The 24,095-nt window shown below is 47.8% G+C and carries 21 protein-coding genes and 3 tRNA genes; 5 read left to right on the top strand and 19 right to left on the bottom strand.

Annotated features, from left to right (window positions below):
- Positions 1–4 precede the first annotated feature (4 nt).
- The 4 genes from rfbC (at position 5) to FHS17_RS08370 (ending at position 2,906) form a co-directional block, all read left to right on the top strand.
- A complete protein-coding gene (gene rfbC / locus FHS17_RS08385) occupies positions 5–553 on the top strand; it encodes a dTDP-4-dehydrorhamnose 3,5-epimerase (protein WP_167277829.1) in 549 nt (182 codons plus the stop codon).
- Positions 537–1,025: an acyltransferase gene (locus tag FHS17_RS08380; protein WP_167277826.1), complete on the top strand. Its 489-nt coding sequence runs from the start codon at positions 537–539 to the stop codon at positions 1,023–1,025. Before rfbC ends, FHS17_RS08380 begins: the two co-directional genes overlap by 17 nt.
- Positions 1,022–1,834 (top strand): NAD-dependent epimerase/dehydratase family protein, encoded by an 813-nt coding sequence (locus tag FHS17_RS08375; protein ID WP_167277823.1) that lies wholly within the window; start codon positions 1,022–1,024, stop codon positions 1,832–1,834. The genes FHS17_RS08380 and FHS17_RS08375 overlap by 4 nt, the downstream gene beginning before the upstream one ends.
- Positions 1,835–1,949: 115 nt before the next feature.
- Positions 1,950–2,906, top strand: a complete 957-nt coding sequence (locus FHS17_RS08370; RefSeq protein WP_167277820.1) for an S-layer homology domain-containing protein — start codon at positions 1,950–1,952, stop codon at positions 2,904–2,906.
- 208 nt (positions 2,907–3,114) lie between these two features.
- Here the strand turns inward: FHS17_RS08370 and FHS17_RS08365 are convergent, their stop codons facing one another.
- The 6 genes from FHS17_RS08365 to FHS17_RS08340 form a co-directional block, all read right to left on the bottom strand.
- Positions 3,115–3,804, bottom strand: a complete 690-nt coding sequence (locus tag FHS17_RS08365) for a uracil-DNA glycosylase (protein WP_167277818.1) — start codon at positions 3,802–3,804, stop codon at positions 3,115–3,117.
- 13 nt (positions 3,805–3,817) lie between these two features.
- Positions 3,818–4,495 (bottom strand): ribonuclease H, encoded by a 678-nt coding sequence (gene rnhA / locus FHS17_RS08360; RefSeq protein WP_167277815.1) that lies wholly within the window; start codon positions 4,493–4,495, stop codon positions 3,818–3,820.
- Positions 4,496–4,660: 165 nt separating this feature from the next.
- Positions 4,661–4,749: transfer RNA gene (locus tag FHS17_RS08355), tRNA-Leu, on the bottom strand.
- A gap of 21 nt (positions 4,750–4,770) precedes the next feature.
- Positions 4,771–4,847, bottom strand: a tRNA-Ile gene (locus tag FHS17_RS08350).
- Between the two features lie 36 nt (positions 4,848–4,883).
- Positions 4,884–4,960, bottom strand: a tRNA-Met gene (locus FHS17_RS08345).
- A 152-nt stretch (positions 4,961–5,112) separates the two neighbouring features.
- Positions 5,113–5,277: a hypothetical protein gene (locus FHS17_RS08340; protein WP_167277812.1), complete on the bottom strand. Its 165-nt coding sequence runs from the start codon at positions 5,275–5,277 to the stop codon at positions 5,113–5,115.
- A gap of 104 nt (positions 5,278–5,381) precedes the next feature.
- Here FHS17_RS08340 and FHS17_RS08335 point away from each other — a divergent pair, with 104 nt between their 5' ends.
- Positions 5,382–5,900: a 2'-5' RNA ligase family protein gene (locus FHS17_RS08335; RefSeq protein WP_243865244.1), complete on the top strand. Its 519-nt coding sequence runs from the start codon at positions 5,382–5,384 to the stop codon at positions 5,898–5,900.
- A 79-nt stretch (positions 5,901–5,979) separates the two neighbouring features.
- On the opposite strand, the gene FHS17_RS08330 is transcribed toward FHS17_RS08335, so the two are convergent.
- From FHS17_RS08330 to pyrR, 13 genes are all read right to left on the bottom strand, one after another.
- Positions 5,980–7,509, bottom strand: coding sequence for an ABC transporter substrate-binding protein (locus FHS17_RS08330; RefSeq protein WP_167277809.1), 1,530 nt, complete (start codon positions 7,507–7,509; stop codon positions 5,980–5,982).
- A 6-nt stretch (positions 7,510–7,515) separates the two neighbouring features.
- Positions 7,516–8,397 (bottom strand): ABC transporter ATP-binding protein, encoded by an 882-nt coding sequence (locus FHS17_RS08325; protein ID WP_167277807.1) that lies wholly within the window; start codon positions 8,395–8,397, stop codon positions 7,516–7,518.
- A gap of 6 nt (positions 8,398–8,403) precedes the next feature.
- Complete coding sequence (locus tag FHS17_RS08320; protein WP_167277804.1) at positions 8,404–11,310, bottom strand: ABC transporter permease; 2,907 nt, start codon at positions 11,308–11,310, stop codon at positions 8,404–8,406.
- Between the two features lie 3 nt (positions 11,311–11,313).
- The gene (locus FHS17_RS08315) at positions 11,314–12,381 is read right to left on the bottom strand and encodes an efflux RND transporter periplasmic adaptor subunit (RefSeq protein ID WP_167277801.1); all 1,068 of its coding nucleotides are present in this window, start codon (positions 12,379–12,381) and stop codon (positions 11,314–11,316) included.
- Complete coding sequence (locus FHS17_RS08310) at positions 12,347–13,078, bottom strand: ABC transporter ATP-binding protein (RefSeq protein WP_167277799.1); 732 nt, start codon at positions 13,076–13,078, stop codon at positions 12,347–12,349. The genes FHS17_RS08315 and FHS17_RS08310 overlap by 35 nt, the downstream gene beginning before the upstream one ends.
- 178 nt (positions 13,079–13,256) lie before the next feature.
- The gene (locus FHS17_RS08305; protein WP_167277796.1) at positions 13,257–14,981 is read right to left on the bottom strand and encodes a methyl-accepting chemotaxis protein; all 1,725 of its coding nucleotides are present in this window, start codon (positions 14,979–14,981) and stop codon (positions 13,257–13,259) included.
- Between the two features lie 154 nt (positions 14,982–15,135).
- The gene (pyrE, locus tag FHS17_RS08300) at positions 15,136–15,783 is read right to left on the bottom strand and encodes an orotate phosphoribosyltransferase (RefSeq protein ID WP_167277794.1); all 648 of its coding nucleotides are present in this window, start codon (positions 15,781–15,783) and stop codon (positions 15,136–15,138) included.
- 2 nt (positions 15,784–15,785) lie between these two features.
- On the bottom strand, positions 15,786–16,511 hold the full coding sequence (pyrF, locus tag FHS17_RS08295) for an orotidine-5'-phosphate decarboxylase (RefSeq protein WP_167277791.1): 726 nt from the start codon (positions 16,509–16,511) through the stop codon (positions 15,786–15,788).
- A 124-nt stretch (positions 16,512–16,635) separates the two neighbouring features.
- Complete coding sequence (carB, locus tag FHS17_RS08290; protein WP_167277788.1) at positions 16,636–19,854, bottom strand: carbamoyl-phosphate synthase large subunit; 3,219 nt, start codon at positions 19,852–19,854, stop codon at positions 16,636–16,638.
- Entirely contained in the window at positions 19,841–20,986 is a 1,146-nt protein-coding gene (locus FHS17_RS08285) for a carbamoyl phosphate synthase small subunit (protein ID WP_167277785.1), read from the bottom strand. Before FHS17_RS08285 ends, carB begins: the two co-directional genes overlap by 14 nt.
- A gap of 31 nt (positions 20,987–21,017) precedes the next feature.
- Positions 21,018–22,310 (bottom strand): dihydroorotase, encoded by a 1,293-nt coding sequence (locus tag FHS17_RS08280; protein ID WP_167277782.1) that lies wholly within the window; start codon positions 22,308–22,310, stop codon positions 21,018–21,020.
- A 31-nt stretch (positions 22,311–22,341) separates the two neighbouring features.
- Positions 22,342–23,247, bottom strand: a complete 906-nt coding sequence (locus FHS17_RS08275) for an aspartate carbamoyltransferase catalytic subunit (RefSeq protein WP_167278195.1) — start codon at positions 23,245–23,247, stop codon at positions 22,342–22,344.
- A complete protein-coding gene (pyrR, locus tag FHS17_RS08270; RefSeq protein ID WP_167277780.1) occupies positions 23,244–23,813 on the bottom strand; it encodes a bifunctional pyr operon transcriptional regulator/uracil phosphoribosyltransferase PyrR in 570 nt (189 codons plus the stop codon). The genes FHS17_RS08275 and pyrR overlap by 4 nt, the downstream gene beginning before the upstream one ends.
- Positions 23,814–24,095 lie beyond the last annotated feature (282 nt).

Below are 24,095 nucleotides of genomic sequence, written 5' to 3'. Positions count from 1 at the left end.
CTTTATGCTGTTTCATGAAACGTCGCTTGAAGGTGTTTATTTGATTGAGCCGGAGCAATTAACGGATAATCGAGGTTTTTTTGCCCGAGCATTCTGCCGGAATTTGTTCAAGGAACGTGGTCTGGAGGATAATTTCCAGCAATGGAGTATATCGAATAATGTTCATACTGGAACAATACGAGGTATGCATTTCCAGAACCTTCCGTTCGCCGAATCGAAGATGATTCAATGCATTCAAGGCAGTGTGTACGATGTGGTCGTTGATATACGAAAAGGCTCGAAAACCTATAAGCAATGGGAGTCCTTTCAGCTTAGCGGAGACAACCATTATATGCTCTATATTCCTCCCGGTTATGCGCATGGCTTCCAGACATTACAGCCGAATTCTACGCTCTATTACCACATGTCTGGTATATATGATCCAACAGTACAAAACGGCGCCCGCTATGATGATCCTGCCTTTAACATTCAGTGGAAATACAAGGACCCTGTTATAAGTGAACGGGATGCTCATCTAGTGCCTTGGAGCGATGATTATGCACTACATCTCTGAGCAGGCTCAGCTATCGCCGCTTTGTGATCTCGAAACCTCGGTCCGCGGCAGCAAGCTTGTCATTGGGGACCATTCCATGATTGATGCTTTTGTCAAAGTGAAGTTTGCAGGTGGCAGCGGCGATATCCAGCTTGGTGAGCATGTCCATATTAATTCAGGATCTGTCCTCTATTCCGGGAACGGAATTACTATAGGCAATGATGTACGTGTTGCCGCCAACTGCACATTCGCTCCTGTTAATCATGCGTATCAGGAACGTGACCGGCTCATTCGGGAGCAAGGCTTCCTGCCAAGCAAAGGCGGCATCATTATTGAGGACGATGTATGGATTGGAGCTAATTGTGTGATTTTAGACGGAGCCTATATTAAGCGCGGAGCGGTTATTGGAGCTGGATCACTTGTCCGCGGTACCTTAGAAGCCTACGGCATCTATGCGGGTAACCCGCTTCAGCTTAAAGGAAACCGCAAATGACGATGAAAGCAACCGTCATAGGTGCAGCCGGATTTGTTGGATCACATTTGACTGCCAAGCTGCTGTCGCTAGGTTTTGAGGTCTATTGTCCGGAAAAAGGAGATTCGTCTGTTTACACACAGCCTTTGGGTCATCTCTTCTATTGTGCGGGGATTACAGCTGACTTCCGCTCCCGCCCTTACGATGTCGTCGAAGCGCATACCGGTTATATTAGCCGGCTGCTTCAACATGCGGACTTTGATTCTCTCCTCTATTTATCTACGACACGATTGTATCAGCATGCAGCATCAACAAACGAGGAAGCTAACCTGACTGTGAATTCCAATCACCGCGAGGATATATACGCCTTATCCAAGCTGCTAGGTGAATCAGTCTGTTTATGCTCGAATCGTGACAATGTACGTGTTGCACGCCTATCCAATGTTGTGGGAGATGATTTCCGCTCCAGTAACTTTATCTATTCCGTTATGAAAGATATTATGGCACAAGGCTCTGTCACCCTGCAGTCAACGCTAGACTCCGAGAAGGATTATGTGCTCATTCAAGACGTCGTTGACGCTCTCATTCATATTGCGTTAAGCGGCAAACAATTTATATACAACGTAGCAAGTGGTATAAACCTGACGAATCAGCAGCTATTTGACGCTTGGAAGGTAGTCCGGCATTTTGAATATAAAATTCCCCCTTCTGCTGTCCGGGTTTACTTCGAACCAATCGAGATCGTAAGGCTGTGCAGTGAATTCGGATACCATCCTTCTCCCTGTTTGCCGGTAATCCAACAGCTCATTACGAAAAATCCGTATCCTTGAGATGCGGATTTTTTTGCTATATCGCATGAATCTTCTTCTTTTGGTGCAACAATACGATTATTGGCTTCGTTATTATAGGTGCTATAGCAAATACTACACAAAAGGAGATTCGAACATGAAAATGAAAACAGTTCTTTTACTGGCAGTGTCCATGCTGCTTGTCTTTACTTTGGGACAATCCGTATTTGCCTTCAGTGATACCGGTAAAGATCCGAATAAATCAAAGATTGAAGCCCTGCAAAAACAAGGTGTTATAAAAGGCGAAAAAGGTGATAAATTCAATTCGAACGGCAAGCTGACATACGCGGCAGGCATTACGCTGCTCGTCAATGGCTTCAACTTGAACATCGACAACATTCGTTTCATCAAAGAGCCTAAAGTATCCGATTATTACACAAACTTGAAAGACAATGCATGGTATTCCAAGGCGTTCATCATTGCTCAATATAACGGCATTGATGTACCTAAGAATGTAAAAGCTGATGACGTAATGACACGCGAGCAATTCGCCCATCATTTGTTCAAAGCGATTATGAAGCAAGGAGACTATGCCTTCATTGAGATGTTCATGACTCTTAATGATGAGAAAGATGTTAATAAGGATTACATGGACAGCATTCAAAAACTGCTCATTTCAAAAATCGCTTCCCTCGATAAGAACAACAATTTCTATCCGAAAAAAGCGATCACTCGTAGTGATGCAGCAGCTTGGCTCTATGACGGTATCCAATTCGTGAAAGATACAACTACGATTCCTGCCTATCAGGAAATTCAAGACCTTAAATTAACCGTTACTTCTGTTAATAAAGACATTAACCAAGTAACGATTTCCGGCCAAGCACCACATCCGGGTTATGGTCTAAAAGTAACATCGATCAACTTCGTTGACGGCCAAGCGGTCATCCAGGTTGAAACGGTTCAGCCAGATCCGGACAAAATGTATCCGCAGGTCATTACTGAAGTCAGCGCTACTACTTATGTAGATGCGGCTTACAAACCTGTACTGGCTTCTGCTGAAGATGGCGTATCTTCATCTGACATCGCTGTAAGCAGCTCTGCTGTGGCTAGCTAAATTCGAATAGGGGCTTTCCCATCGGTGATTATAATGACCGTGTGGGAAAGCCCCTTTGTGTTTAGGCTAACAACTACCTGCGCATTCAATCCGATCGCCATTGCCTTAACCTGTTCATTAATAACCACTACCTTAAGATTGGTCCGCACGAAATAGCGGTGCAGGGAATAAACCCTGCACCGCTATTTACATATTCCCTCGTTTTTAATCATTCTTCCTCAGCCTGTTCAGGCAAAGCCCAGTCAATCTCCTTGCTGCCTATTAGACGAAGCTGCTCATTGACCCTCGAGAATGGACGGCTGCCAAAAAAACCTCTCCGTGCCGCAAGTGGACTAGGATGTGCAGAAGCGATAATCGGATGCTTATCTGCATCAATAAATGCTGCTTTATCTTGGGCATGCTTGCCCCATAGGAGGAACACTACTGGCTTGTCCCGTTCATTCAACAACTGAATAACCCGGTTCGTGAACCTTTCCCAGCCGATCTTCTGATGAGAGTTTGGCTGCCCCTCTTCGACCGTTAATACAGTATTCAGCAGCAGCACACCTTGCCTTGCCCAAGTCTGCAGAGAGCCATGCTGCGGGATCGGACAGCCAATATCTTCTTTCAGCTCTTTATAAATATTTCGCAGCGAAGGCGGAATGGCGATTCCCTTCTGTACCGAGAAGCTAAGCCCATGAGCTTGCCCTGGTCCATGATAAGGATCCTGTCCAATCAGAACGACACGTGTTTGTTCATACGGCGTATACTGCAAGGCATTAAATATATGTTCGAATTTCGGATATACCGTCTTCGTTTGATACAGCCCATCAAGCTGCTCCGCCATTTGTTTAAAATACGGCTCATCCATCTCAGGCTGAAGAAGCTCTGCCCAATCATTGTTCAGTTGAAATTCCATCTGTCTTCTCCCTTTACTTTCTCCCGAAGTCTGCGCGAATTTCTCCCCATTCTTCCGTATTCCATTTCACAACTTTATTGGAGTACGTATTATTGCGCAGCCAATCAATCGCCCAGTCCGCAAGATCCCAGATCTGCTTCGTAGAAGCATCTCTAACTAGTGTTGATGCGATCTTTTTATTGCGCAGCCAGCTAAGCGCCGTTCTCGAGTCACTGTAAATCGTCTGGCTGCTGCCTTGTTTCTTCAAATAATCCAACGCATGAACTACTGCGATAAATTCACCAAGATTGTTCGTTCCGTTCGGAATTGGTCCTACATAGAACAGGATATCGCCGGTTTGTGTATCTACACCTTTGTATTCCACCGGACCAGGATTCCCTCTAGTTCCCACATCAACCGAGATACTGTTGTAATCGATCTCCTGCTCTTCTGCTGAAGCGGATGCCGACTTAGTGGCAAATGATGCTCCCTTGCTTTTAACAGCTGCAGCAGACGACGTAGACGCACCTTTGCCTTGCCCCCAGTGACTTTTCCAGCCCTCTTTATAAGCCGCTTCAGCCCTTTCCTTGGATTCGAAAGATTTATATTTCGCCTCTGGATAACCGTTCACCTGCGACTGACACTCCGGCCAGCTCTTGTAAACGCCTGGCTGCTTGCCTACCCATACGACATAATGTTTACTACCCGCCATCTAGGAACCACCTTTTCATCAACATTGTCTTCCTATTGTAAAGGATACGAGGACAAGCATCCACTCCTACTTTATAAGCGGAATGCGCAATGTAAAAACCCCTTCCACCTGGCACAAGACCAAGCAAAAGGGGTTTATCTTATAAAGCTATGTAGTTCAATAAAATGGTGCCGAGGACGGGAATCGAACCCGTACGGTGGTCACCCACCGCAGGATTTTAAGTCCTGTGCGTCTGCCAGTTCCGCCACCCCGGCATTTTGTTTTGATGCTTCAAATGGTGGGCCCTGAGGGACTCGAACCCACGACCAATCGGTTATGAGCCGACCGCTCTAACCAACTGAGCTAAGGGCCCTCGTAAAACGCCACGATCACGTTTCAGACGAGTGGTTGGTTGCGGGGGCAGGATTTGAACCTGCGGCCTTCGGGTTATGAGCCCGACGAGCTACCGAGCTGCTCCACCCCGCGATATCCATTTGTTTAAGTCATCAAATTGAAATGGCGACATCAATTAATATACTATACACCTATATACTACGTCAAGCATTTATTTCTCTTTCGAGGAAAAAATATGTACGATTCATTTTTAGGCTTATTGTTGTTCCCTCTCCAACATATCCTTATACAAGAAAACGTACACCAAAACGGCCTTTTTTAGACTTGAATACTTCGATTTCCTGAGGGCATTCATAGCCGTATACCCACCAGTCATTCTCCATCCGTCTTACAAGACATCCTGCTTGAAATTTGGTTTCGTATAACCGTACCCAATATATCCATTTCATAACGAATCCCTCCTCGACACTTATATTGCCCAATTTTATTGCCCAAATTCGGAGAAATCAGCCAAATTGGGTATAATCAGATTATCGAAAAAATGAAGGAGTTGATGAGTATGCTTTATGGTATTGCTGTATTTCCATCACAAGCCGTGCAGGATTTCGCCAACAGCTGGCGTATTCGACATGATCCCCATTATTCGATCATACCGCCGCATATGACTATCCGGGACAAAGAAGAACTTTCTGAGTCTCAGCTGCCGGCGATAACAGAGCATCTGGAAGCTGTCGCATCCCAGACGAAGCCGTTTCAAATTCGATATAACCGCGTCTCTTCCTTTTATCCAGCCAGCCATGTGCTGTATCTGGCACTTGAGGATCCCGCGCCGATGATTAAGCTCCATCAAGCTGTATGCCAAGGTCCGCTCGACGTACCGGCGCCAAACTTCGTCTACACCCCACATGTGACGATCGGGCAAAATATGCCGCCAGACGAGCTCCATGACCTCTATGGCAATCTGAGGATGTCAGAGGTTAATCTGACCTCAACGATTGATTCGCTGCATCTGCTTCGCAAGACGGCAAGTGGTGTGTGGCATGTAGATAAGACGTTCGCACTGAAAGGATAGATAAGCACCTTAACAAGCAAGAAGCCCTGCAGGATTTCTGCTGGGCTTCTTTTCTTATTTTATCAACTGTAATTTAGAATTAACCGACCGGTTTAACGTCTACCGCTACATCATCCAATGGCATTGGTTTGCCGCCACCGTCTATATTGCCAGTCGGGTTGTTCTTGATTTTCTCCAGAACAGCGTTACCCTTCGTTTCCCATTCCTGGAGCGCTTCCTTCGCTGACATTTCCCCTTTGGCCACCTTCTGGAACAGTTCATAACCAGGGGATTGCGCTTCCCAGATACCTGGCTTCTCACGCATCAGCTTTTCTGTATCCGTCGATTGTGGAGGAATCGGCTTCAATGTTGTGAAAGCATCGATATTGTAGCTCATGCCGTTTTTCGGTTTCAAATACTCTTTGCGTGCAACCAGCTCATACGTGCTGCGCGATTTCATTTCCGCCCATTCTGCACTGTTCGTGAATTGAATGAAATCCCATGCATCATCAGCATTTTGAGCTTTTGCATTAATCCCCATCAGCTGGCTGAAGTAAATATTTCCGCCAATGCCCGGTTTAGATGTTTGTGTAGGCATCGTTACAACATCCCATTCAAATGGGTTGAAGTTTTTAATTTTGGAAGCATTGTTCATCGTGTTGCTCAGTTCATTCACATAGCCATATTCCCCGATGGTCATAGCTACTTTGCCATTCATGAACATATCGCCGCCAATTGGATTGTAGGAGCCTGGATTATCGGTTGTAACCTTTTGCTGCCAAGCGCTCATATCTTCCTGGCTTGGAGAGATCTTTTGTTTATACAGATCCGCTACCGTGTTCCATACCGATTCCCACTGCTCGTTATTCACAAGCATTTTCTCGCCTTTGTCATCCCACATTTTCAGCTGCAATGGAGCGCTGTACGTTTGGATATCGCTGAAGCCATCGCCAGCCCAGCGGTTAATGGACAAACCAAATTTGCGGTCTGTACCTTCACCAGAGGATACTAGCTTCGCTTTGTTAATAACATCTTCCCAAGTCATGCCATCCACAGGCAGTTCGACACCTGCATCTGCGAATAATTTTTTGTTATAGTAGAGAGCCGAAGAACTGAAAGTAGGCGTCAATGCGTAAATGTTATTGCTGTCGTCAGCTGACTTGATGCCATCCAGCACAGTTGGCACATAATCAGTCAGATCGAATTTGCTCTTCTGGATGAGCGGATCAAGCTGCTGCAGCAGATTATCTTGAATCAGACGGCGCAGCATGCTGTAATCCAGAATAACAACGTCAACTGGATTATCACCGGTAAGCATTTCCTTCATTTTTACAAAAGGATCCGGCTGTGGAGTTACGCCATCCGGTCCCGGTGTATCGTAGCGCTGCTCATTATAGTCAATCGCACTTACGATTTCGAAATCAATATTTTTATGCATCATTTCGTACGTATCAGTATACTGCTGGCGGACATAAGATTCGTTATCAGCTCCTCCGTACAGGACCCCAAGACGAAGCACATGTTTCTCTGCCGTGCTCTCTGAACCTTTGCTGCATGCCGCAAGAAGCGAAATAATCATAATTAGTGCCAATGATAAAAATGTTGTTTTAGACGCCCATTTTCTGTTCATTCGTTTCTAACCCCCCAGTGATTTCGGCGGCGAAATGATAATCCGCTCACCGTCAAATTCCATCGATGCCTTGTCTTTAATGTTTAATGCATTCAAGTACTCCTTGGGCACCTGTAATCGACCTACACGATCAACAACGACATATGCCTCATGAACAGCTTGAAGTCCTTTCTCTTCTGGCTCCTCACCTCCACCGGGAATCATATTCGGATTTCTTTTCAGAAATTCCGTACTTGTTAGACCATCACGTATAGCAACAACACGGTCTACCTTGCCTGCAAGGGTAAGATCATGAGTAACGATAACGATCGTAACTCCCAGCTCCTTATTAAGCTTACGGAATATGCCCATGATAAGATCGGAGGTTGCGGTGTCTACAGACCCCGTAGGCTCATCGGCGAGCAGAAGCTTCGGGCGATTACATAGCGAGATAGCAATAGCAACACGCTGCTGCTCGCCGCCTGAGAGCTGATGCAGCTTGTTATACATCCGCTCCTTGAGACCAACCCATTCGAGAAGTTGTTTCGCATAAGTGCGGTCTACTTTACCAGAGAGCATCATTGGCATTTCAACGTTCTCTAATGCTGATAAATAAGGCAGCAAGTTACGTGCGTTGTTTTGCCAGATGAAGCCTACCGTCTCACGCTTGTATTTAACCAGATCATCCTCTGAGATTTTAAGCAAATCCCACGGTCCGACCTGAACGGAGCCTGCAGAAGGGCGGTCAAGTCCGCCCAATATATTCAGTAAGGTTGATTTCCCGCTGCCACTGTTGCCGATAATGGCCATCAGCTCGCCGTCTTCCACCTTCAAGTTAAGCCCTTGCAAAGCGACAACTTCCAAGTCATCACTCTTGTAAATTTTAACGAGTCCTTCGCATGTGATCATATGTTGTTACCGCTCCTCTCCCATTTTGACCGCTTGATGCACACGCAGCCTGCGGATATGTAGGAAGAGCAGCACTGCTCCTGTGACCATCATAAATCCAACTACTGCATATAACTGATTCGTATCTTTCGAGTCGAAGACAACCCGGAATGGCGGTACGGTATCTGCTACATTTTCCGCAGTTTGCAGGAATGGCAGGAAGATAAGGCTCGTAATTTTGCCTATCAGAATACCTAGACCAATTGACAGCCCCGCCGTAAACAGCTGCTCCAGCAATAACATGCCGGTCAACTGCCTTCGGGACAGTCCCATCGCCCGCAGTACACCAAATTGTACGACACGTCCCGATAGGTTAAAGAACCAATACAAGACATAACCGGTTAAAGTAACGATGACCGAGACTAGGAAGCCAAGACTTAGAATTCCGAATACGCCGCCTCTTGTTGGAAGCTTCGATTGGGTAATAAGCTCCGATCGAACGTCTTTCACGTTAGCAATCTCGATCCCTGCCTTCTGCAGCTCTTCAACAATCGGAGCGACTTTTGCATCCGGCTTCATCTTCAGCCATACTTCGTAAGGCATGATTGGAAGCTGGTCATACAGGTAATCAAGATTCGTGATAACAAACGGCGACTGATCCGGGTATTGGGTCGGCCAATAAGGCAGGATGCCTACCACGACAAAATCCAGCATACCTTCCGAGAAGCCAACAGAGATCAGATCACCAGTCTTAAGCTGGTATTTTGCTGCCACATTTGATGGGATAAGTGCTGCTTGCTCATACATGCCTAAATAATTCAAATAATTGTATGGATGAATCGGGAACAAATCACTTCGGAACCATCCAACCTTAGCAAAATCAACATTGTCGATCCCCATTACGGTGCCTTGGCCGATTGATTTCCCTGATACAACAACATTGCCTTTCGTCTGCAGGACACGTGCCGCAGCTTCTACGCCCTCCAGCTTACGGAAAACTTCAAACGGTGGTTCATTATATAAAATCTTGGTTGGGACGGGCTGCTGGCCGCCTCCGCCGCCAGCACCTCCTCCTCCACCAGATCCACCGCCAGTGCCACCACCGCCGCTTCCTCCACCATTTCCGCCGCCATTGCCACTACCTCCGCCACTTGGCTGAGAGACCTCAACGGTGCCTTCCCATACCGTCTGAACAGTCACATCCGAACCGTATTTGTATAACGTCCGTTCTGTTGAGTTAAGGTCAATCGTCCGTGCAGCTGATGCATTATATACGCCTAGGCCAAGCGTTAGAATAAGCAGAATCATAAGCGGATAATAGCCTTTGGATGAACGTGATAACTGAGTCAGCGTCAAATATAAAGGTACCGGCAAAAACTTGCGTCCAAGCCAGTTAAACAGCTTCAACAGCCATGGGAACAAGCGCAGGCAGAAGAGACCAAGAGCGAATATGGACAGCGCTGGTACGAAGAACAGAAACGGCTGTACATTTAATTGATCTGTCGTCATCCCTGTCTGGAAGCTAAGCATCTGCCGCTCGTTAAACATGTACCAGCCGTAACCGGCAATCGCGAGCAAGACGATGTCGAGGAACCAGCGCTGCCAGATTGGACCGCGGTCAGAACGTGCAAGGTCTCGCTTGTAGCTGACGATGGATGAACGTGCATATATAACAGCTGGAATAACTGTCGAGAGCACGGCAAGCAATACAGCAGCCGCACCAGCAATAATAGCTTCTGTTGAGAAACCGACCGGAATTGACTTTCGGTTTACGAAGGATAGGAAACCATCCGCTGAGCCTATACTCTTGGCCATAAACCAACCGATTAATGGCCCTGCCACAATCGCCACACTTCCAAGCAGTAAGCCCTCGAGCAGGTAGATCCATATGATCTGCCTTGTTCCCGCCCCTCTGCTTCGCAGAACAGCAATATCGCTGCGCTGCTTATCCAGAGACTGTCTCGCATTCATGGCTATAAAGTAGAACACCATGGCGATCATTGGAGCCGCCAGCGTAAAGAGCAAGGTTTGCAGCTGTAAGCTTTGCTTCTTGAATTCCGTTAAGGTAGACGCGAAGGAAATCTCAACTTTTGCACCTTTAAGTCTCTGATACAAATCGATATTGAGCCGCTCTAATGTCCGGCTAAGCGGAGAAAGCTGACTGGTCTTCACCTGCGACAAATCAAACGCATAATACCAGCTTGCATTGTTGACTGGGACACCTGCTTTTTGAATCAGTGAGCCCATAAACTCCGTTTCGCTGATCTGGAAGGTATTCATTAGGCCTTCTAGACCTTGGTACCAGTAAGGATCCGTTTGATTAATCGGTTTTACAACACCCACAATCTTGACGCGTAGAGTGAGATCAAGTCCGCCGTAGATCGGATATTCCAGCACATCACCAACATGGAGATCATTGCGGTACATCCCTTCCTCAAGCATCACCGCCTCCAGAACGTCATCGACACCTTCTGTGTTTTTGAACCAACGGCCTTGCGTGAGCTCGGTTTTCCCTTCCAGATCTGCCATCGTCATAATCGTCATTTGACGAATACGGCTGGCATCCACCTTGCTCGTATCTTCCGGAACTACTTCAGCTCCCCGGATCGAATAGCTTGTAATATTCGTCTGGTATGGGAAGCCAATCTTGCCTGGAACATCTTCTTTAATGAATCGCTCCAGCTCTTTCAGTGCAGTTGGATCGGTCTTCTCGCCGCCAGGCGCCTGATAACGCATCAGCAAGGATCCGGCTGGAAGTCCATCACTTTTCTCCTGCAGTGATTGTGCCACAACACGCTTTAAGGCACCGTCGGCGTACATCGGGATACTTGTAGCAAATGCGACTGCAAGAATAAGTCCAGCAAGTGTGCTTAAAGTAAGCCAGCGGGTATTCCACATTTTACGGAACAGAAATCGGAATAACGGAATCCCCATACGTTATCTACCTACAACTTTCTGGCCCGGCGTCAGCCCGCTTATAATTTCCACCTGTGTTGCGGTTTGCTGGCCAACTTCGACGTCCACCTCCCGCTTCCCGTCTGCGTCAACGACCTGCACATATGTTCTTGAGCCGATCGTACGAAGCGTGGATGGCGGAATAACGACGACGTTTTCCTTCCTTTTCGTAATGATATTTATGGATAATGGCGTTCCACGGCTAATCTTTTTAGATAGTTCCTTCAAGTCAATAATCATAAAATCTTCCGGACGTTCTTTAGCAGGCTGCTCGCCTCCACCGCCACCGCCGCCATTTGGATCAGCATTGGTGATCGGCAGCGCCTTCACGGTACCCTTGAACTGCCCTGCATTGTTAATATCGACGACCACCGGCATACCAACGGCTATCTTCGCTTGTTCGTCCTTTGTCAGCTTTGCTGCAGGAACAAGCGCACTAGTATCCGCAATAACAGCAATCGGATCATAAGCCTTGATCAGATCCCCCTTCTGAACATTCAGGGTTACAACCGTACCGCTGAATGGAGAGGTTAAGACGGATCGGCTGATCTGCTCCTCCAAGTCGCTGAGGGCCTGTTTTTTCTCCTCGAAGGCGATCGATTTCTCCTCGAATTCAATAGGATCCATCTCATCCTTCATCTGGAGCGCTTCCTTCATAGCCGTCTCTTCCCTGCGGAAAGCAAGCTTTTGATTACGCAGATCTTTCTGCATCAGTTCAACATCAAGAACACCAATTGTTTGACCAGCTTCTACTTGATCACCAGCCTTAATATTAAGCTCCTTCAGACGCATGCCGTCGAGAGTAAAATACAAGGTTTCTTCCTGCTGCGAGATCATCTTACCGATAACCTGCACCTTTGTCTCAAGCGTTGCCGTCGTCACCTCATATTCCGGTTTCTTCGAAATTTGCGGTGGTGCAATAGACGGCAGCACCTCCTCTTCCGGTTCTGCCGGCAGCAGCGAGCACCCGCTTGTAAGCAGTACCGATGCTGCAATCATTACAATTGCAGAACGCTTATACAAATTTCCCGTCCACCATTTCATAGACATGATCGGCAACCTCCAAAATTGTAGGATCGTGTGTAGTCATACAGATAGTCACTTGTTCGGTGCGAATAATATTTTGAAAGACCGCCATGATTTGAGCGGACATGTTCGTATCCAGCTCGGCTGTTGGTTCATCCGCCAGAAGCAGAATTGGTTTATGGGCAATCGCCTTCGCGATCGCAACGCGCTGCTGCTCACCGCCGGACAACTCAAATGGCCGGTGATGCATCCGCTTCTCGAGGCCTACTAATTCCAAGCAGTACGCAACTCGTTCCTTCCATTCGGAGCGTGGCGTTCCTGCCATCCGAAGAGACAGCTCCACGTTCTCCCAAGCTGATAGAAGCGGCATTAATGCAAACGCTTGGAAGATAAATCCCATTTCCTTACGTCGAATAAGCGTACGCTCGCTATCGCTCATCTTATGAAAGGCCCTTCCATTAAACCAGATCTCACCTTTGCTTGGTGTATCAAGGCCACCTAGGCAGTTAAGTAGAGTTGTTTTCCCTGATCCCGACCTGCCCCGAAGCATAACAAGCTGGTTATGCTTAAGCTCCATATGAAGTCCCTTCAGAACACGCAGCGGTGCTCCTCCGGCTTGGAAAGTCCTCTCTACGTCAATTACCGACAGCAACTTGGTGTTATGTAATTGTGCGTCTTGCTGCCCTCCATCTACTCGTTCTTCCTTGTCTGTTGCCGCCATGTACGGATGTGATACCTCCCCTATCTCTCTTTCATAATTCTCATCTAACAGGATAGACGCAGCACGATCATAAAAAGTTCCAATACATTTGTAATTTATTCTAAAATAAATAAAGCTTAGCTCTTTTCCCATTAATCAATTCCGGAAATAGAACTAAGCCTCTTGCATTTTATACTTTTTAATTAACTTTAAATGTGTTTACAGCTTGATTTAGCTCACGGGCGACTCCATCCAACTGGCTTGCAGCAGAAGCGATGCTCTCCATAAGCGCGAGCTGCTCTTCCGTTGCCGCAGCAACACTCTCGGTACGCTCCAAGTTAGCGGCGGCTGAAGAAGCCGACTGCTCCATAGAGGCGTTAACCTGCTCGGAGCTGGCCGACATTTGCTCCGTAATGGCCGAATTTTCCTGCAGCTGTTCAGTCATATTATCAATTGCTGCCACAATAACTGCTAAGCTCTGCTGAAGCTCTTCTATCCGGTTATTGCTGCGATGCACTTCTTCCAGCGTCCGCACCATGTAGCTTGAAGCACCGGTTATTTCTCCTCTAGTCTCAGCCACCAGCTGATGAATGCCATCCGCCGATTCCAGGGAACTAGCAGCAAGCTTACGGATCTCACCAGCAACGACGGCAAATCCACGTCCATGCTCACCAGCTCTTGCCGCTTCAATAGAAGCATTAAGAGATAGAATATTCGTCTGATTAGCGAATGCAGTAATATTCTCGGCTATTGCGCCAATTTGCTGTGAGCGGGTTTCCAATGTCTCAATAGTGTCCGAGAGCTGAGCAATGACATCCTTAACCTCTCCCATTTGTTCAATCAGCCGTTCAAGTGATTCTTGCCCTTGACCAGCTTCAGCTGCCGTTGAGACTGACTGCTCAGCCGAAGCAGATGTATTCTCAGCGAGTCGATGAATACCGATGGCCATCTCTTCAATCGCCTTCGCTGTTTCTTCTGCGCTGCGTGCTTGAACTTCGGTACCACTCGTCACCTCTTGAATGTTTGCCGCCACATGCTGCGAGGCGGAAGCCGATTCTTGAGACACAATGTTTAACTGTGTCGTGGAGCTCCCAACGTCCTTTGCGCTTGATACGATAGAGGTAATGAGTCGTTTCAAGACGTCGATCATATCATCAACCGAGCGTAAAATATCACCTAGCTCGTCCTTACTGCGTTTGAGGCTGCGTTCAGCTGTCAAATCACCATCCGCTACCATTTTCATTTTCACCATGACCGCTCTTACTGTCCGCATGACGCTGCGAATCGAGAAATAGATAAGTAAGGACAGCAGAATAGTAGCCACACTCATGCCAATGTAAATGCTATTTTTCGTTGAGTTCAGCTGCTCCTTGCTTTCAGCTATTTGCTGATCAGCAGAGCTTTCGAGGAAGCTGTTCAGATCGTCCAAACCACCTCGAGCTTTCTCGAATTGCTCACGTACCTCTGCATCTTTGTCCACGGCATTACCTGTCTGAATGGATCCGATTACCACTTCCGCCCATGTACCATATTCGGTATTGAACTCTTCGATAAGCTGCCCGATCGTTCTGCCGTCCTCTCCCTTGATCTCAAGCAGTTTATTAGCTTCAAATATGGATTTAGCCTCATTCACTCGGCCTGCTGCATCCTTCAAATTTTCATTAAGCACTTTATTCCATTCCGTCTTACCGCCCTCATTTAAATTACCTAAGGCCAAATATTGATAAGCCGAGAAGGCTTGATACAAATCACGATCCGCATTGAGAATAAGCGAAGCAGAGCGAGCAGACACACCGTATACATCATGTGACATCGTCTCATTCGTTTTTTTAAGTTCGGTCAATAAATAGGTACTGGTAAACACATAGAAAAAGAGAGGTAACACCCCAATTAACGCCAGTTTCCATTTTAAGTTGAATCTCATCTGCCAATCGCCCCTTAACATCATCTCTATTATGATATCGGTTAAAAAGGGGGTATTCGATTAGAATGAATAACCAATTTTTTTAAAAACTGTGTCGAATTTAATTAAAAAAGAGCAAGTCCACAAGGGACTTGCTCTTTCTATAGCATTATTTCTATTTGCCGAACTCTTCCGGATTGGCACGCCAAGCTTGCAGCGTCGCGATATCATCGCTTTGTACTTTACCAATCTCTACAGCTGCTTCAATCAGCGCGCTATAGTTCGACAACGTTTCAAGCGGCATGTTCTCCGCTGCGAAAGCGTTAGAGGCTTTCTCGAATTGATACGTGAAGATCGCCAGAACGGACAATACTTCCGCGCCTGCTTCACGTACTGCAAGGCCAGCTTTCAGCGAGCTGCCGCCAGTCGAGATCAAGTCCTCGATAACAACAACTTTTTGTCCTGGGTTAATGCGGCCTTCAATTTGGTTTTGCTTGCCATGGCCTTTTGCTTTATCGCGAATGTAAGCCATTGGCAGATTAAGCTTTTGCGCTACCCAAGCTGCATGCGGGATACCGGCAGTTGAAGTGCCCGCGATTACTTCTGCATCCGGATAGTTCTCTCGGATAACCGTTGCGAACCCTTCTGCGATCATATCGCGGATCTCTGGATAGGTCATAGTCAAACGGTTATCGCAATAAATCGGTGATTTCATACCGGATGTCCATGTGAACGGATCGTTTGGACGAAGCGCTACCGCTTCGATCTCCAGCAATTTTGTTGCGATTGCGCGAGGCAAATCAGTTAATGTTACTTTACTCATAGCTAAATCAGCTCCTCAATAATAGATTCCAATGCTTCACGCGGGCTTGCCGCAGCTGTAATCGGACGGCCGATTACCATATAGTCGGTGCCTTGCTGCAAGGCTTCACGAGGAGTCATAATGCGGGATTGATCATTCGCAGCCGCCCATGTCGGACGAATGCCCGGTGTTACTGTTTGGAATTCTTTGCCGCATGCAGCTTTAATGATTTCTACTTCAAGCGGTGAAGCAACAACACCATTAAGACCTGCTTGCTTTGCCAGCTTCGCATAACGGACAACGGCTTCCTCAACTGTGCCTGAAATACCAATCTCATCATTTAGAACCTGTACGCTTGTACTTGTCAGCTGCGTTACGGCAATAATGGTTGGTCTAACTTGACCATTCGTTAGAGCTGCTTCAGCGCCTTCTACCGCTGCTTCCATCATCGCTGCTCCACCAGCTGCGTGGACGTTGAACATATCGACACCCAGCTTCGTTACACTATTTGAGCCGCCTTTGACGGTGTTCGGAATATCATGCATCTTCACATCCAGGAAGACACGGTAGCCACGTTTCTTCAAGCCTTCTACGAAGGAAGGTCCTGCTGCATAAAAGAGCTGCATGCCAACCTTCATATAGCATGGAATGCCTTCTAGTTCACTCAGCAGCCGCTCAGCCGAAGCTGCATCCGCATAATCAAGAGCAACCATTACTTTTCCTGCCGCTTGTTCTCTTGTCAGACTCATCGCTCCAAGTCCCCTTTCTCTTCTAAGGTCGAAATAAACGGCCATCCGCCGGCTTCGGAGACTGAAGCAGCAAAGCTTCATCCTCCGAAAGTAACCGGCGCTGGCCGTACTTTCATCTATTCAATTACTTCTGAAGCACCGGCATAGGGCGCGAAGAGAAGTTGATCGACTCGAGCATCTTCAGCAAAGCGCGAACCGTATCAAGCGATGTCATACATACAACACCGTTCTCTACTGCTTCACGGCGGATACGGAATCCGTCACGCTCAGGTGTTTTACCCTTCGTCAAGGTATTCACAACGAATTGTGCTTCACCTTCACGGATCAAGTCAAGAATGTTTGGAGCGCCTTCGCTCAGCTTGTTCACACGTCTTACACGCATGCCTGTAGCTTCAAGCGTATCAGCCGTTCCGCCTGTTGCAATAATTTTGTAGCCCAGATCGTAGAAGCCGCGAAGCAGTTCAGTCGCTTCTTCTTTATCTTTGTCAGCCACTGTTGCAACGATGGCACCGGACATTGGAATTTTCATTCCTGCGCCGATCAAGCCTTTGTACAAAGCTTTCGCATAATTCTCGTCGCGGCCCATAACCTCACCCGTCGATTTCATCTCTGGAGTCAGCGTAGGGTCAACGCGGCGCAGCTTCGCGAAGGAGAATACCGGTACTTTAACCGATACATAGCTGTCTTCACGCCACAGGCCATCTACATAACCAAGGTCAGCCAGCTTTGTTCCAAGGATCGCTTTTGTTGCGAGGTTCGCCATCGGCAGATCCGTTACTTTGCTAAGGAACGGTACCGTACGGGACGAACGTGGGTTAACTTCGATTACATATACTTTTTCATTGAAGATAACGAATTGGATATTTACAAGACCAACAACATTCAGTGCTTTTGCGATTTTAATTGTAATGTCGACGATCTGGTTCTTGATATCGTCGGACAGTGATTGCGGAGGATATACCGCGATCGAGTCACCGGAGTGAACGCCTGCGCGCTCGATATGTTCCATAATACCAGGGATCAGAACTGTCTCGCCGTCGCAGATCGCGTCAACTTCCGCTTCTTTACCCAGCATGTAACGGTCAATCAGAACCGGATGCTCTGGGTTGATTTTCACAGCTACTTCCATGTAGCTCAGAAGCTCTTCATCCGAGTATACGATCTCCATCGCACGGCCGCCAAGGACGTAGGAAGGACGAACAAGTACAGGATAGCCAAGTTTTTGTGCTGTTTCTACCGCTTGGTCAACCGAAGTAACCGTGCTGCCATCTGGCTGAGCAATATCTAAGCTGCGAAGCAAAGCTTCGAATTTCTTACGGTCTTCCGCTGCATCGATGCTCTCAAGGCTTGAGCCCAGAATGCGTACGCCAGCTTTTGTAAGTGGCGCAGCAAGATTGATTGCTGTTTGGCCGCCGAACTGAACGATTACACCAATTGGTTTCTCTTGCTCAATAACGTTCATTACATCTTCGAAGAACAATGGCTCGAAGTACAGACGATCAGATGTGCTGAAGTCCGTCGATACAGTCTCAGGGTTATTGTTGATAATAACCGCTTCGTAACCAGCGTTTTGAATCGCCCATACAGCATGTACAGTCGAGTAGTCGAACTCGATACCTTGACCGATACGGATTGGACCAGAACCAAGTACGAGTACTTTCTCTTTGCTCGATTCAGTTACTTCATTCTCTGTCTCATATGTCGAGTAGTAGTAAGGCGTCGTTGCTTCAAACTCAGCGGCGCAAGTATCTACCATTTTGTATACCGGATTGAAGCCCAGCTCTTTACGGAACGCGCGAATGTCATGCTCGTTCGTGTGGCTGCCGTTCGGGAAGCCTTCCTTACGGATCTCAGCGATCGAACGGTCGGAGAAGCCTTTGCGCTTCGCTTCATATAGCGTCTCACGTGACAGGGCAACTTCTCTGCGGATTTGATCTTCGAATTCAACGATACCTTGGATTTTGTCCAGGAACCACCAGTCGATCTTCGTCAAATCTTGAATATCTTGCAGCTTGTAACCACGGCGGAATGCTTCCGCTACAAGGAACATACGCTCGTCATCCGGCTTAGCCAGACGTGTTTGCAGAACAGCGTCATCTAGTAGTACAGCTTCCTTCAGGTGAATACGATGTGCGCCGATCTCAAGCGAACGAACAGCTTTGTGCATCGATTCTTCAAAAGTACGGCCGATAGCCATAACTTCGCCTGTAGCTTTCATTTGCGTGCCGAGCTTACGGTTCGCGTTAACGAACTTGTCGAACGGCCAGCGCGGGATTTTCGATACGATATAGTCAAGAGTAGGTTCAAACATAGCGTATGTTTGACCTGTTACCGGGTTAACAAGTTCGTCCAGTGTATAGCCGATTGCGATCTTCGCAGCCATCTTCGCGATTGGATAACCAGTCGCTTTCGATGCCAGCGCCGACGAGCGGCTTACACGTGGGTTAACTTCGATTACATAGTATTGGAAGCTAAACGGATCAAGTGCGAACTGAACGTTACATCCGCCTTCGATGTTCAGGGCGCGAATGATCTTCAGCGATGCCGAGCGAAGCATTTGATACTCGCGGTCGGACAACGTTTGAGAAGGAGCCACTACGATACTGTCGCCAGTATGAACGCCTACCGGGTCAAAGTTTTCCATGTTGCAGACAACGATACAGTTATCATTCGCATCACGCATAACTTCATATTCGACTTCCTTCAAACCTGCGATCGATTTCTCGATCAAGCATTGGCTGATCGGGCTGTAACGAATACCTGAAGCAACTGTCTCACGAAGCTCTTCTTCATTCCCACAGATACCGCCGCCAGTACCACCAAGTGTATAGGCAGGACGAACGATAATTGGATAGCCGATTTCATTAGCAAAAGTTACTGCTTCTTCTACCGTTGTTACGATTACGCTCTCTGGTACAGGCTGCTCCAGCTCACGCATCAGGTCGCGGAACAAGTCGCGGTCTTCAGCTTTCTCGATAGCAGTCAGCTGCGTACCAAGAAGCTTAACGTTCTCTGCTTCCAGAACGCCTGCACGTGCCAGTTCAACGGCCATGTTCAGACCAGTCTGGCCGCCAAGTGTTGGCAAGAGGCCATCTGGACGCTCTTGGCGAATGATTTGCGATACGAAATCAAGTGTAATTGGCTCGATGTATACTTTATCAGCCATGTTTGTATCCGTCATGATTGTTGCAGGGTTGCTGTTGATCAGAACGACTTCATAGCCTTCTTCTTTCAACGCTTGGCAAGCTTGCGTACCAGCATAGTCGAACTCTGCCGCTTGTCCGATGACAATCGGGCCGGAGCCGATAACGAGAATTTTTTTGAGTTCATTATTTTTGGGCATATTGAAGTTCTCCTTTCAATGTTGCCGCCAGCACAGCTTGACGTGGTTTTTGCGGGTTGTTCTGTTTGTGTTCGCGGATCATATCCAGGAATTCATCGAACAGATAGCTGGAATCAAATGGACCTGGTGCTGCTTCCGGATGGTATTGTACCGAGAATGCAGGGTATTTGTTATGTTTCAGACCTTCGATCGTCTTATCATTGTTGTTGATATGTGTAACCGACAGCTCTGTGCTGTTGATCGAATCTTCAAGAACGGTGTAACCATGGTTCTGCGAAGTGATGTAGCAGCGGTTTGTAGCGAGCTCCTTAACTGGATGGTTGCCGCCACGGTGACCGAATTTCAGTTTTGTTGTATCTGCGCCGCAAGCCAGTGCGAACAGTTGGTGACCAAGGCAGATGCCGAAGATCGGGAACTCGCCGAGAAGCTCAGAGATCATTTTTACCGCGTAAGGAACATCTTTCGGATCCCCAGGGCCATTGGACAGCTGAATGCCGTCTGGTGCCAATCGGCGGATCTCTTCAGCCGTTGTGTTATGTGGAACAACTACTACGTCGCAGCCACGTTTCGTCAGCTCGCGCAAAATGCCGCTCTTCGCTCCGAAGTCAACGAGTACGATACGCTCGCCAAAGCCTGGGCTTGAGAATACGGATTTTGTAGATGTGCGTGCTACTTGATCGATCATCAGGCTAGAAGCACCAATGCGCTCTTGAAGCTCTTCAATGCGCTCGTTACCTGTAGTCAGAAGGCCTTTCATCGTACCATGCTGACGAAGAATACGAGTCAGCATACGAGTATCGATGCCAGTAATACCTGGAATGTTGTATTCCTTCAGCAGATCACCAAGGGAATATTGTGCACGCCAGTTGCTTGGTACCGGCTCATAACGGCGTACTACAAAACCGTGAATGCTTGGGCTGATCGATTCGAAGTCATCGCGGGAAATCCCGTAGTTGCCGATTAGTGGGTAAGTCATTGTTACAATTTGTCCACAGTAGGATGGATCGGACAATACTTCTTGGTAACCAGTAATACCTGTATTAAAAACAACTTCTCCCAACGTTTGCGTATCCGCGCCGAAAGATTGTCCTGTAAACAATGTTCCGTCTTCCAACAATAATCTTGCTTGCATCCGTATCACTCCTCAGGTCTTCGTTTGTCTATTAGTTAGCGGATTCGTTATATACGACTTTGCCGTCAACGATCGTTGCTACCGTCCAGCCTTGCAGCTTCCACCCGCCAAACGGGGTATTGTTGCTCTTAGATGCGAAGGTAGAAGGATCTACCGCACGCTCGTTATCCAAATCGACGATTGTTATATCAGCTGGTGCCCCTTGTTCCAGACGACCAGTTGGAAGGCCAAACACGCGAGCAGGGTCACCTGTCATGCGGTCAAGCAGGAAGCCCAGCGTCCATTTGCCTGTCAGCACGAACTTCGTGTAGAGCAGCGGGAAAGCTGTTTCGAAGCCTACGATACCAAAAGGTGCGAGCTGCATGCCGCGAGCTTTCTCTTCCGCGCTGTGTGGTGCATGGTCCGTTACGATCATATCGATCGTGCCGTCTTCAAGAGCCTCGATAACTGCTTCTACATCACGTGGAGTACGAAGCGGGGGGTTCATTTTCCAATTCGAGTCCATGCCTGGAATATCTTCATCCGACAGCACCAGATGATGCGGACAAACCTCAGCTGTTACACGTACACCGATTTGCTTCGCAAGACGGATCAAGCGAACCGATTGCTCCGTGCTGACATGGCATACATGGTAGTGAACGCCTGTTGCTTCAGACAACAGAACATCGCGGCCGACATGAATCGCTTCCGATTCGTTCGGAATGCCTTTCAGCCCATGCTTACGGGCGAAGGCGCCTTCGCTTACATACAAGCCTTCAACCAGTGTGTTGTCTTCGCAGTGTGCAATAATTGGCATATTCATCGATTGTGCCAGTGCCATAGCGTCCTTCATCATTTGCGCACTTTGAACACCAACACCGTCATCCGTGAAGCCAATTGCTCCCGCTTCTTTCAAGGCAGCAAAGTCTGTCAATTCGCGGCCGAGCTGGTTCTTTGTAATCGCCGCGTAAGGAAGAACTTTTACTACACCTTCCGTAGCGTTCTTATCCAAAATGTATTTCACCGTTTCAGGCGTATCTACTGAAGGACGGGTGTTCGGCATACAAGCGATTGTTGTAAATCCGCCTTTAGCAGCCGATCTAGTACCTGTCGCGATATCTTCTTTATATTCAAAGCCCGGGTCACGCAGATGGACGTGCATATCGATGAAGCCCGCCGACACCAGCTTCCCAGCCGCATCAATCACTTCAGCAGATCCTGTATCAGGTGTTACAGAGCCGTCTACGATCTCTGCAATTTGTTCGCCTTCAAGGCGGATATGTTTCTTTTGCAAGCTTCCAGAAGCGTTATCCCATACGTTACCGTTAATAATCCATACTGACATTGTTTTGTTCACCTTCCGGATTTTATTCGTGTTAGCTCAGTGCCCGTTCTACAACTGCCATCCGAATCGGTACGCCATTTGCCATTTGCGGGAAAATGCGTGATTGCGAATGCTCTACAAGTTCATCGTCGATCTCAACGCCGCGGTTAATTGGAGCCGGGTGCATGATAATCGCGTGTTCAGCGAGCTTGCTTGCGCGCTCGACCGTCAGGCCAAACTGCTCGCGGTAAGCTTCTGCCGAGTTCAGCATGCCGCTCTCATGGCGCTCCAGCTGTACGCGGAGCATCATGACCACATCAGCTTTCAGTGCCTCTTCCATCGTTACATACGGAACGTCAAGCTCAGGAGCCTTCATGTTGCCTGGCGAGCAGAACTGAACTTTCGCACCAAACTTGCGAAGCGCCCACAGGTTCGAGCGTGCGACACGGCTGTGCAGAACGTCTCCGATAATGGATACCGTCAGACCGTTCAGATTGCCGAATTGTTTGCGCATTGTATATAAATCAAGCAGTGCCTGTGTAGGATGCTCGTTATTACCGTCACCAGCGTTAATCAGCGGTACTTGAATTTTCGTTGCGAGCTCAGCCAGTACACCAATTGGTTTCAACCGGATGATTCCCACATCGATTCCCATCGATTCAAGTGTGCGGACCGTATCATAGATCGATTCGCCCTTCTGTACACTTGATACAGCTGCCGAGAAGTTCAGCACTTCCGCTCCAAGTCGTTTCTCTGCTACTTCGAACGAGAATCTTGTTCTTGTGCTGTTCTCGAAGAACATGTTCGCTGCGAATTTGCCTTGCATAGTTGTATGCACTTTGCTTGGATGCTGCTCCCAGTAAGCTGCGCGATCCAGAATTGCTTCAATTTCCTCTTTGCTAAGATCTTTTAATCCGAGCAAACTACGTTGTTTAAGTTGTGTCATCGTCGTCATCAGGCCTGCCCCCTCTGGTGTATGATCATGACTTGGTCCTTCAGATCGATTTCCGTTAACGAGACGTCAATTTGCTCTTGCTTGGAGGTCGGTACATTCTTACCAACATAATCGGGCCGAATCGGAAGCTCTCGATGGCCTCTGTCTACCAGTACAGCCAGTTGGATGCTTTGCGGTCTTCCGCGGTCCATAAGTGCATCCATCGCTGCCCGGATCGTGCGGCCGGTGAACAGCACATCATCACACAAGATAACTTTCTTATCATGCGCGGAGAATAGTTCCCCATTCAGATCACCGATAACAGCAGCCATTTCGACACTTGCATCCACAGAAGCTTTTCGGTCGTCGCGGTAAGATGTAATGTCGAGCTCACGGACTTCAACCGGCTTGCCTTCGATATCTTGGATACGTTCCGCAATTCGTCTTGCCAGGTAAATCCCTCTAGTAAGAATGCCGATCAGAACGCAGTCATCAATGCCTTTGTTCTTCTCCACGATCTCGTGAGCGATTCTTGTGAGTGCTCTTCGGATCGCTGTCTCGTCCATAATGACCAGATGCTCTTCCTCCACCGTTTGCCGCCTCCCTCGTTATGGATAATCAATCGCGCACATCAGCAAGGAGACAAAAAAAGGCTCCTCGCTAACAACGCAAGGAGCCTGAGACCAGCCATACATAGAGGGTCAGCTCAGCCGCCGCTATCCCAGCAGGATACGGTTCAGGCTAAGGCCCCTGTTCTATGTATGGCAGATCTGTTATTCACGCTACCTTGCCAGCCTCTCTGGGCTGATTTAAAGGTACTGCCATATATCAAAAGAATTGTACCGTGTTCGACAAAAGATGTCAAGAGGGAG

The sequence above is a fragment of the Paenibacillus lupini genome (assembly GCF_011761355.1).
In the GTDB taxonomy this organism is placed as follows: domain Bacteria; phylum Bacillota; class Bacilli; order Paenibacillales; family Paenibacillaceae; genus Pristimantibacillus; species Pristimantibacillus lupini.
The sequence above is the reverse complement of the archived record's forward strand: the minus strand, read 5'-3'. Positions and strand labels throughout refer to the sequence as shown.

What these genes read in the sequence shown, in the direction of transcription:
- rfbC (WP_167277829.1), top strand. Translation starts at nt 5, where the DNA reads ATGCTGTTTCATGAAACGTCGCTTGAAGGTGTTTATTTGATTGAGCCG.
- FHS17_RS08365 (WP_167277818.1), bottom strand. Translation starts at nt 3,804, where the DNA reads ATGGAATTTCAACTGAACAATGATTGGGCAGAGCTTCTTCAGCCTGAG.
- rnhA (WP_167277815.1), bottom strand. Translation starts at nt 4,495, where the DNA reads ATGGCGGGTAGTAAACATTATGTCGTATGGGTAGGCAAGCAGCCAGGC.
- FHS17_RS08280 (WP_167277782.1), bottom strand. Translation starts at nt 22,310, where the DNA reads ATGTCAGTATGGATTATTAACGGTAACGTATGGGATAACGCTTCTGGA.
- FHS17_RS08310 (WP_167277799.1), bottom strand. Translation starts at nt 13,078, where the DNA reads ATGGCGGCAACAGACAAGGAAGAACGAGTAGATGGAGGGCAGCAAGAC.
- FHS17_RS08375 (WP_167277823.1), top strand. Translation starts at nt 1,022, where the DNA reads ATGACGATGAAAGCAACCGTCATAGGTGCAGCCGGATTTGTTGGATCA.
- FHS17_RS08325 (WP_167277807.1), bottom strand. Translation starts at nt 8,397, where the DNA reads ATGATCACATGCGAAGGACTCGTTAAAATTTACAAGAGTGATGACTTG.
- FHS17_RS08335 (WP_243865244.1), top strand. Translation starts at nt 5,382, where the DNA reads ATGAGTATGCTTTATGGTATTGCTGTATTTCCATCACAAGCCGTGCAG.
- FHS17_RS08320 (WP_167277804.1), bottom strand. Translation starts at nt 11,310, where the DNA reads ATGGGGATTCCGTTATTCCGATTTCTGTTCCGTAAAATGTGGAATACC.
- pyrF (WP_167277791.1), bottom strand. Translation starts at nt 16,511, where the DNA reads ATGAGTCTGACAAGAGAACAAGCGGCAGGAAAAGTAATGGTTGCTCTT.
- pyrE (WP_167277794.1), bottom strand. Translation starts at nt 15,783, where the DNA reads ATGAGTAAAGTAACATTAACTGATTTGCCTCGCGCAATCGCAACAAAA.
- FHS17_RS08380 (WP_167277826.1), top strand. Translation starts at nt 537, where the DNA reads ATGCACTACATCTCTGAGCAGGCTCAGCTATCGCCGCTTTGTGATCTC.
- FHS17_RS08370 (WP_167277820.1), top strand. Translation starts at nt 1,950, where the DNA reads ATGAAAATGAAAACAGTTCTTTTACTGGCAGTGTCCATGCTGCTTGTC.
- FHS17_RS08315 (WP_167277801.1), bottom strand. Translation starts at nt 12,381, where the DNA reads ATGTCTATGAAATGGTGGACGGGAAATTTGTATAAGCGTTCTGCAATT.
- carB (WP_167277788.1), bottom strand. Translation starts at nt 19,854, where the DNA reads ATGCCCAAAAATAATGAACTCAAAAAAATTCTCGTTATCGGCTCCGGC.
- FHS17_RS08330 (WP_167277809.1), bottom strand. Translation starts at nt 7,509, where the DNA reads ATGAACAGAAAATGGGCGTCTAAAACAACATTTTTATCATTGGCACTA.
- FHS17_RS08285 (WP_167277785.1), bottom strand. Translation starts at nt 20,986, where the DNA reads ATGCAAGCAAGATTATTGTTGGAAGACGGAACATTGTTTACAGGACAA.
- FHS17_RS08340 (WP_167277812.1), bottom strand. Translation starts at nt 5,277, where the DNA reads ATGAAATGGATATATTGGGTACGGTTATACGAAACCAAATTTCAAGCA.
- FHS17_RS08305 (WP_167277796.1), bottom strand. Translation starts at nt 14,981, where the DNA reads ATGAGATTCAACTTAAAATGGAAACTGGCGTTAATTGGGGTGTTACCT.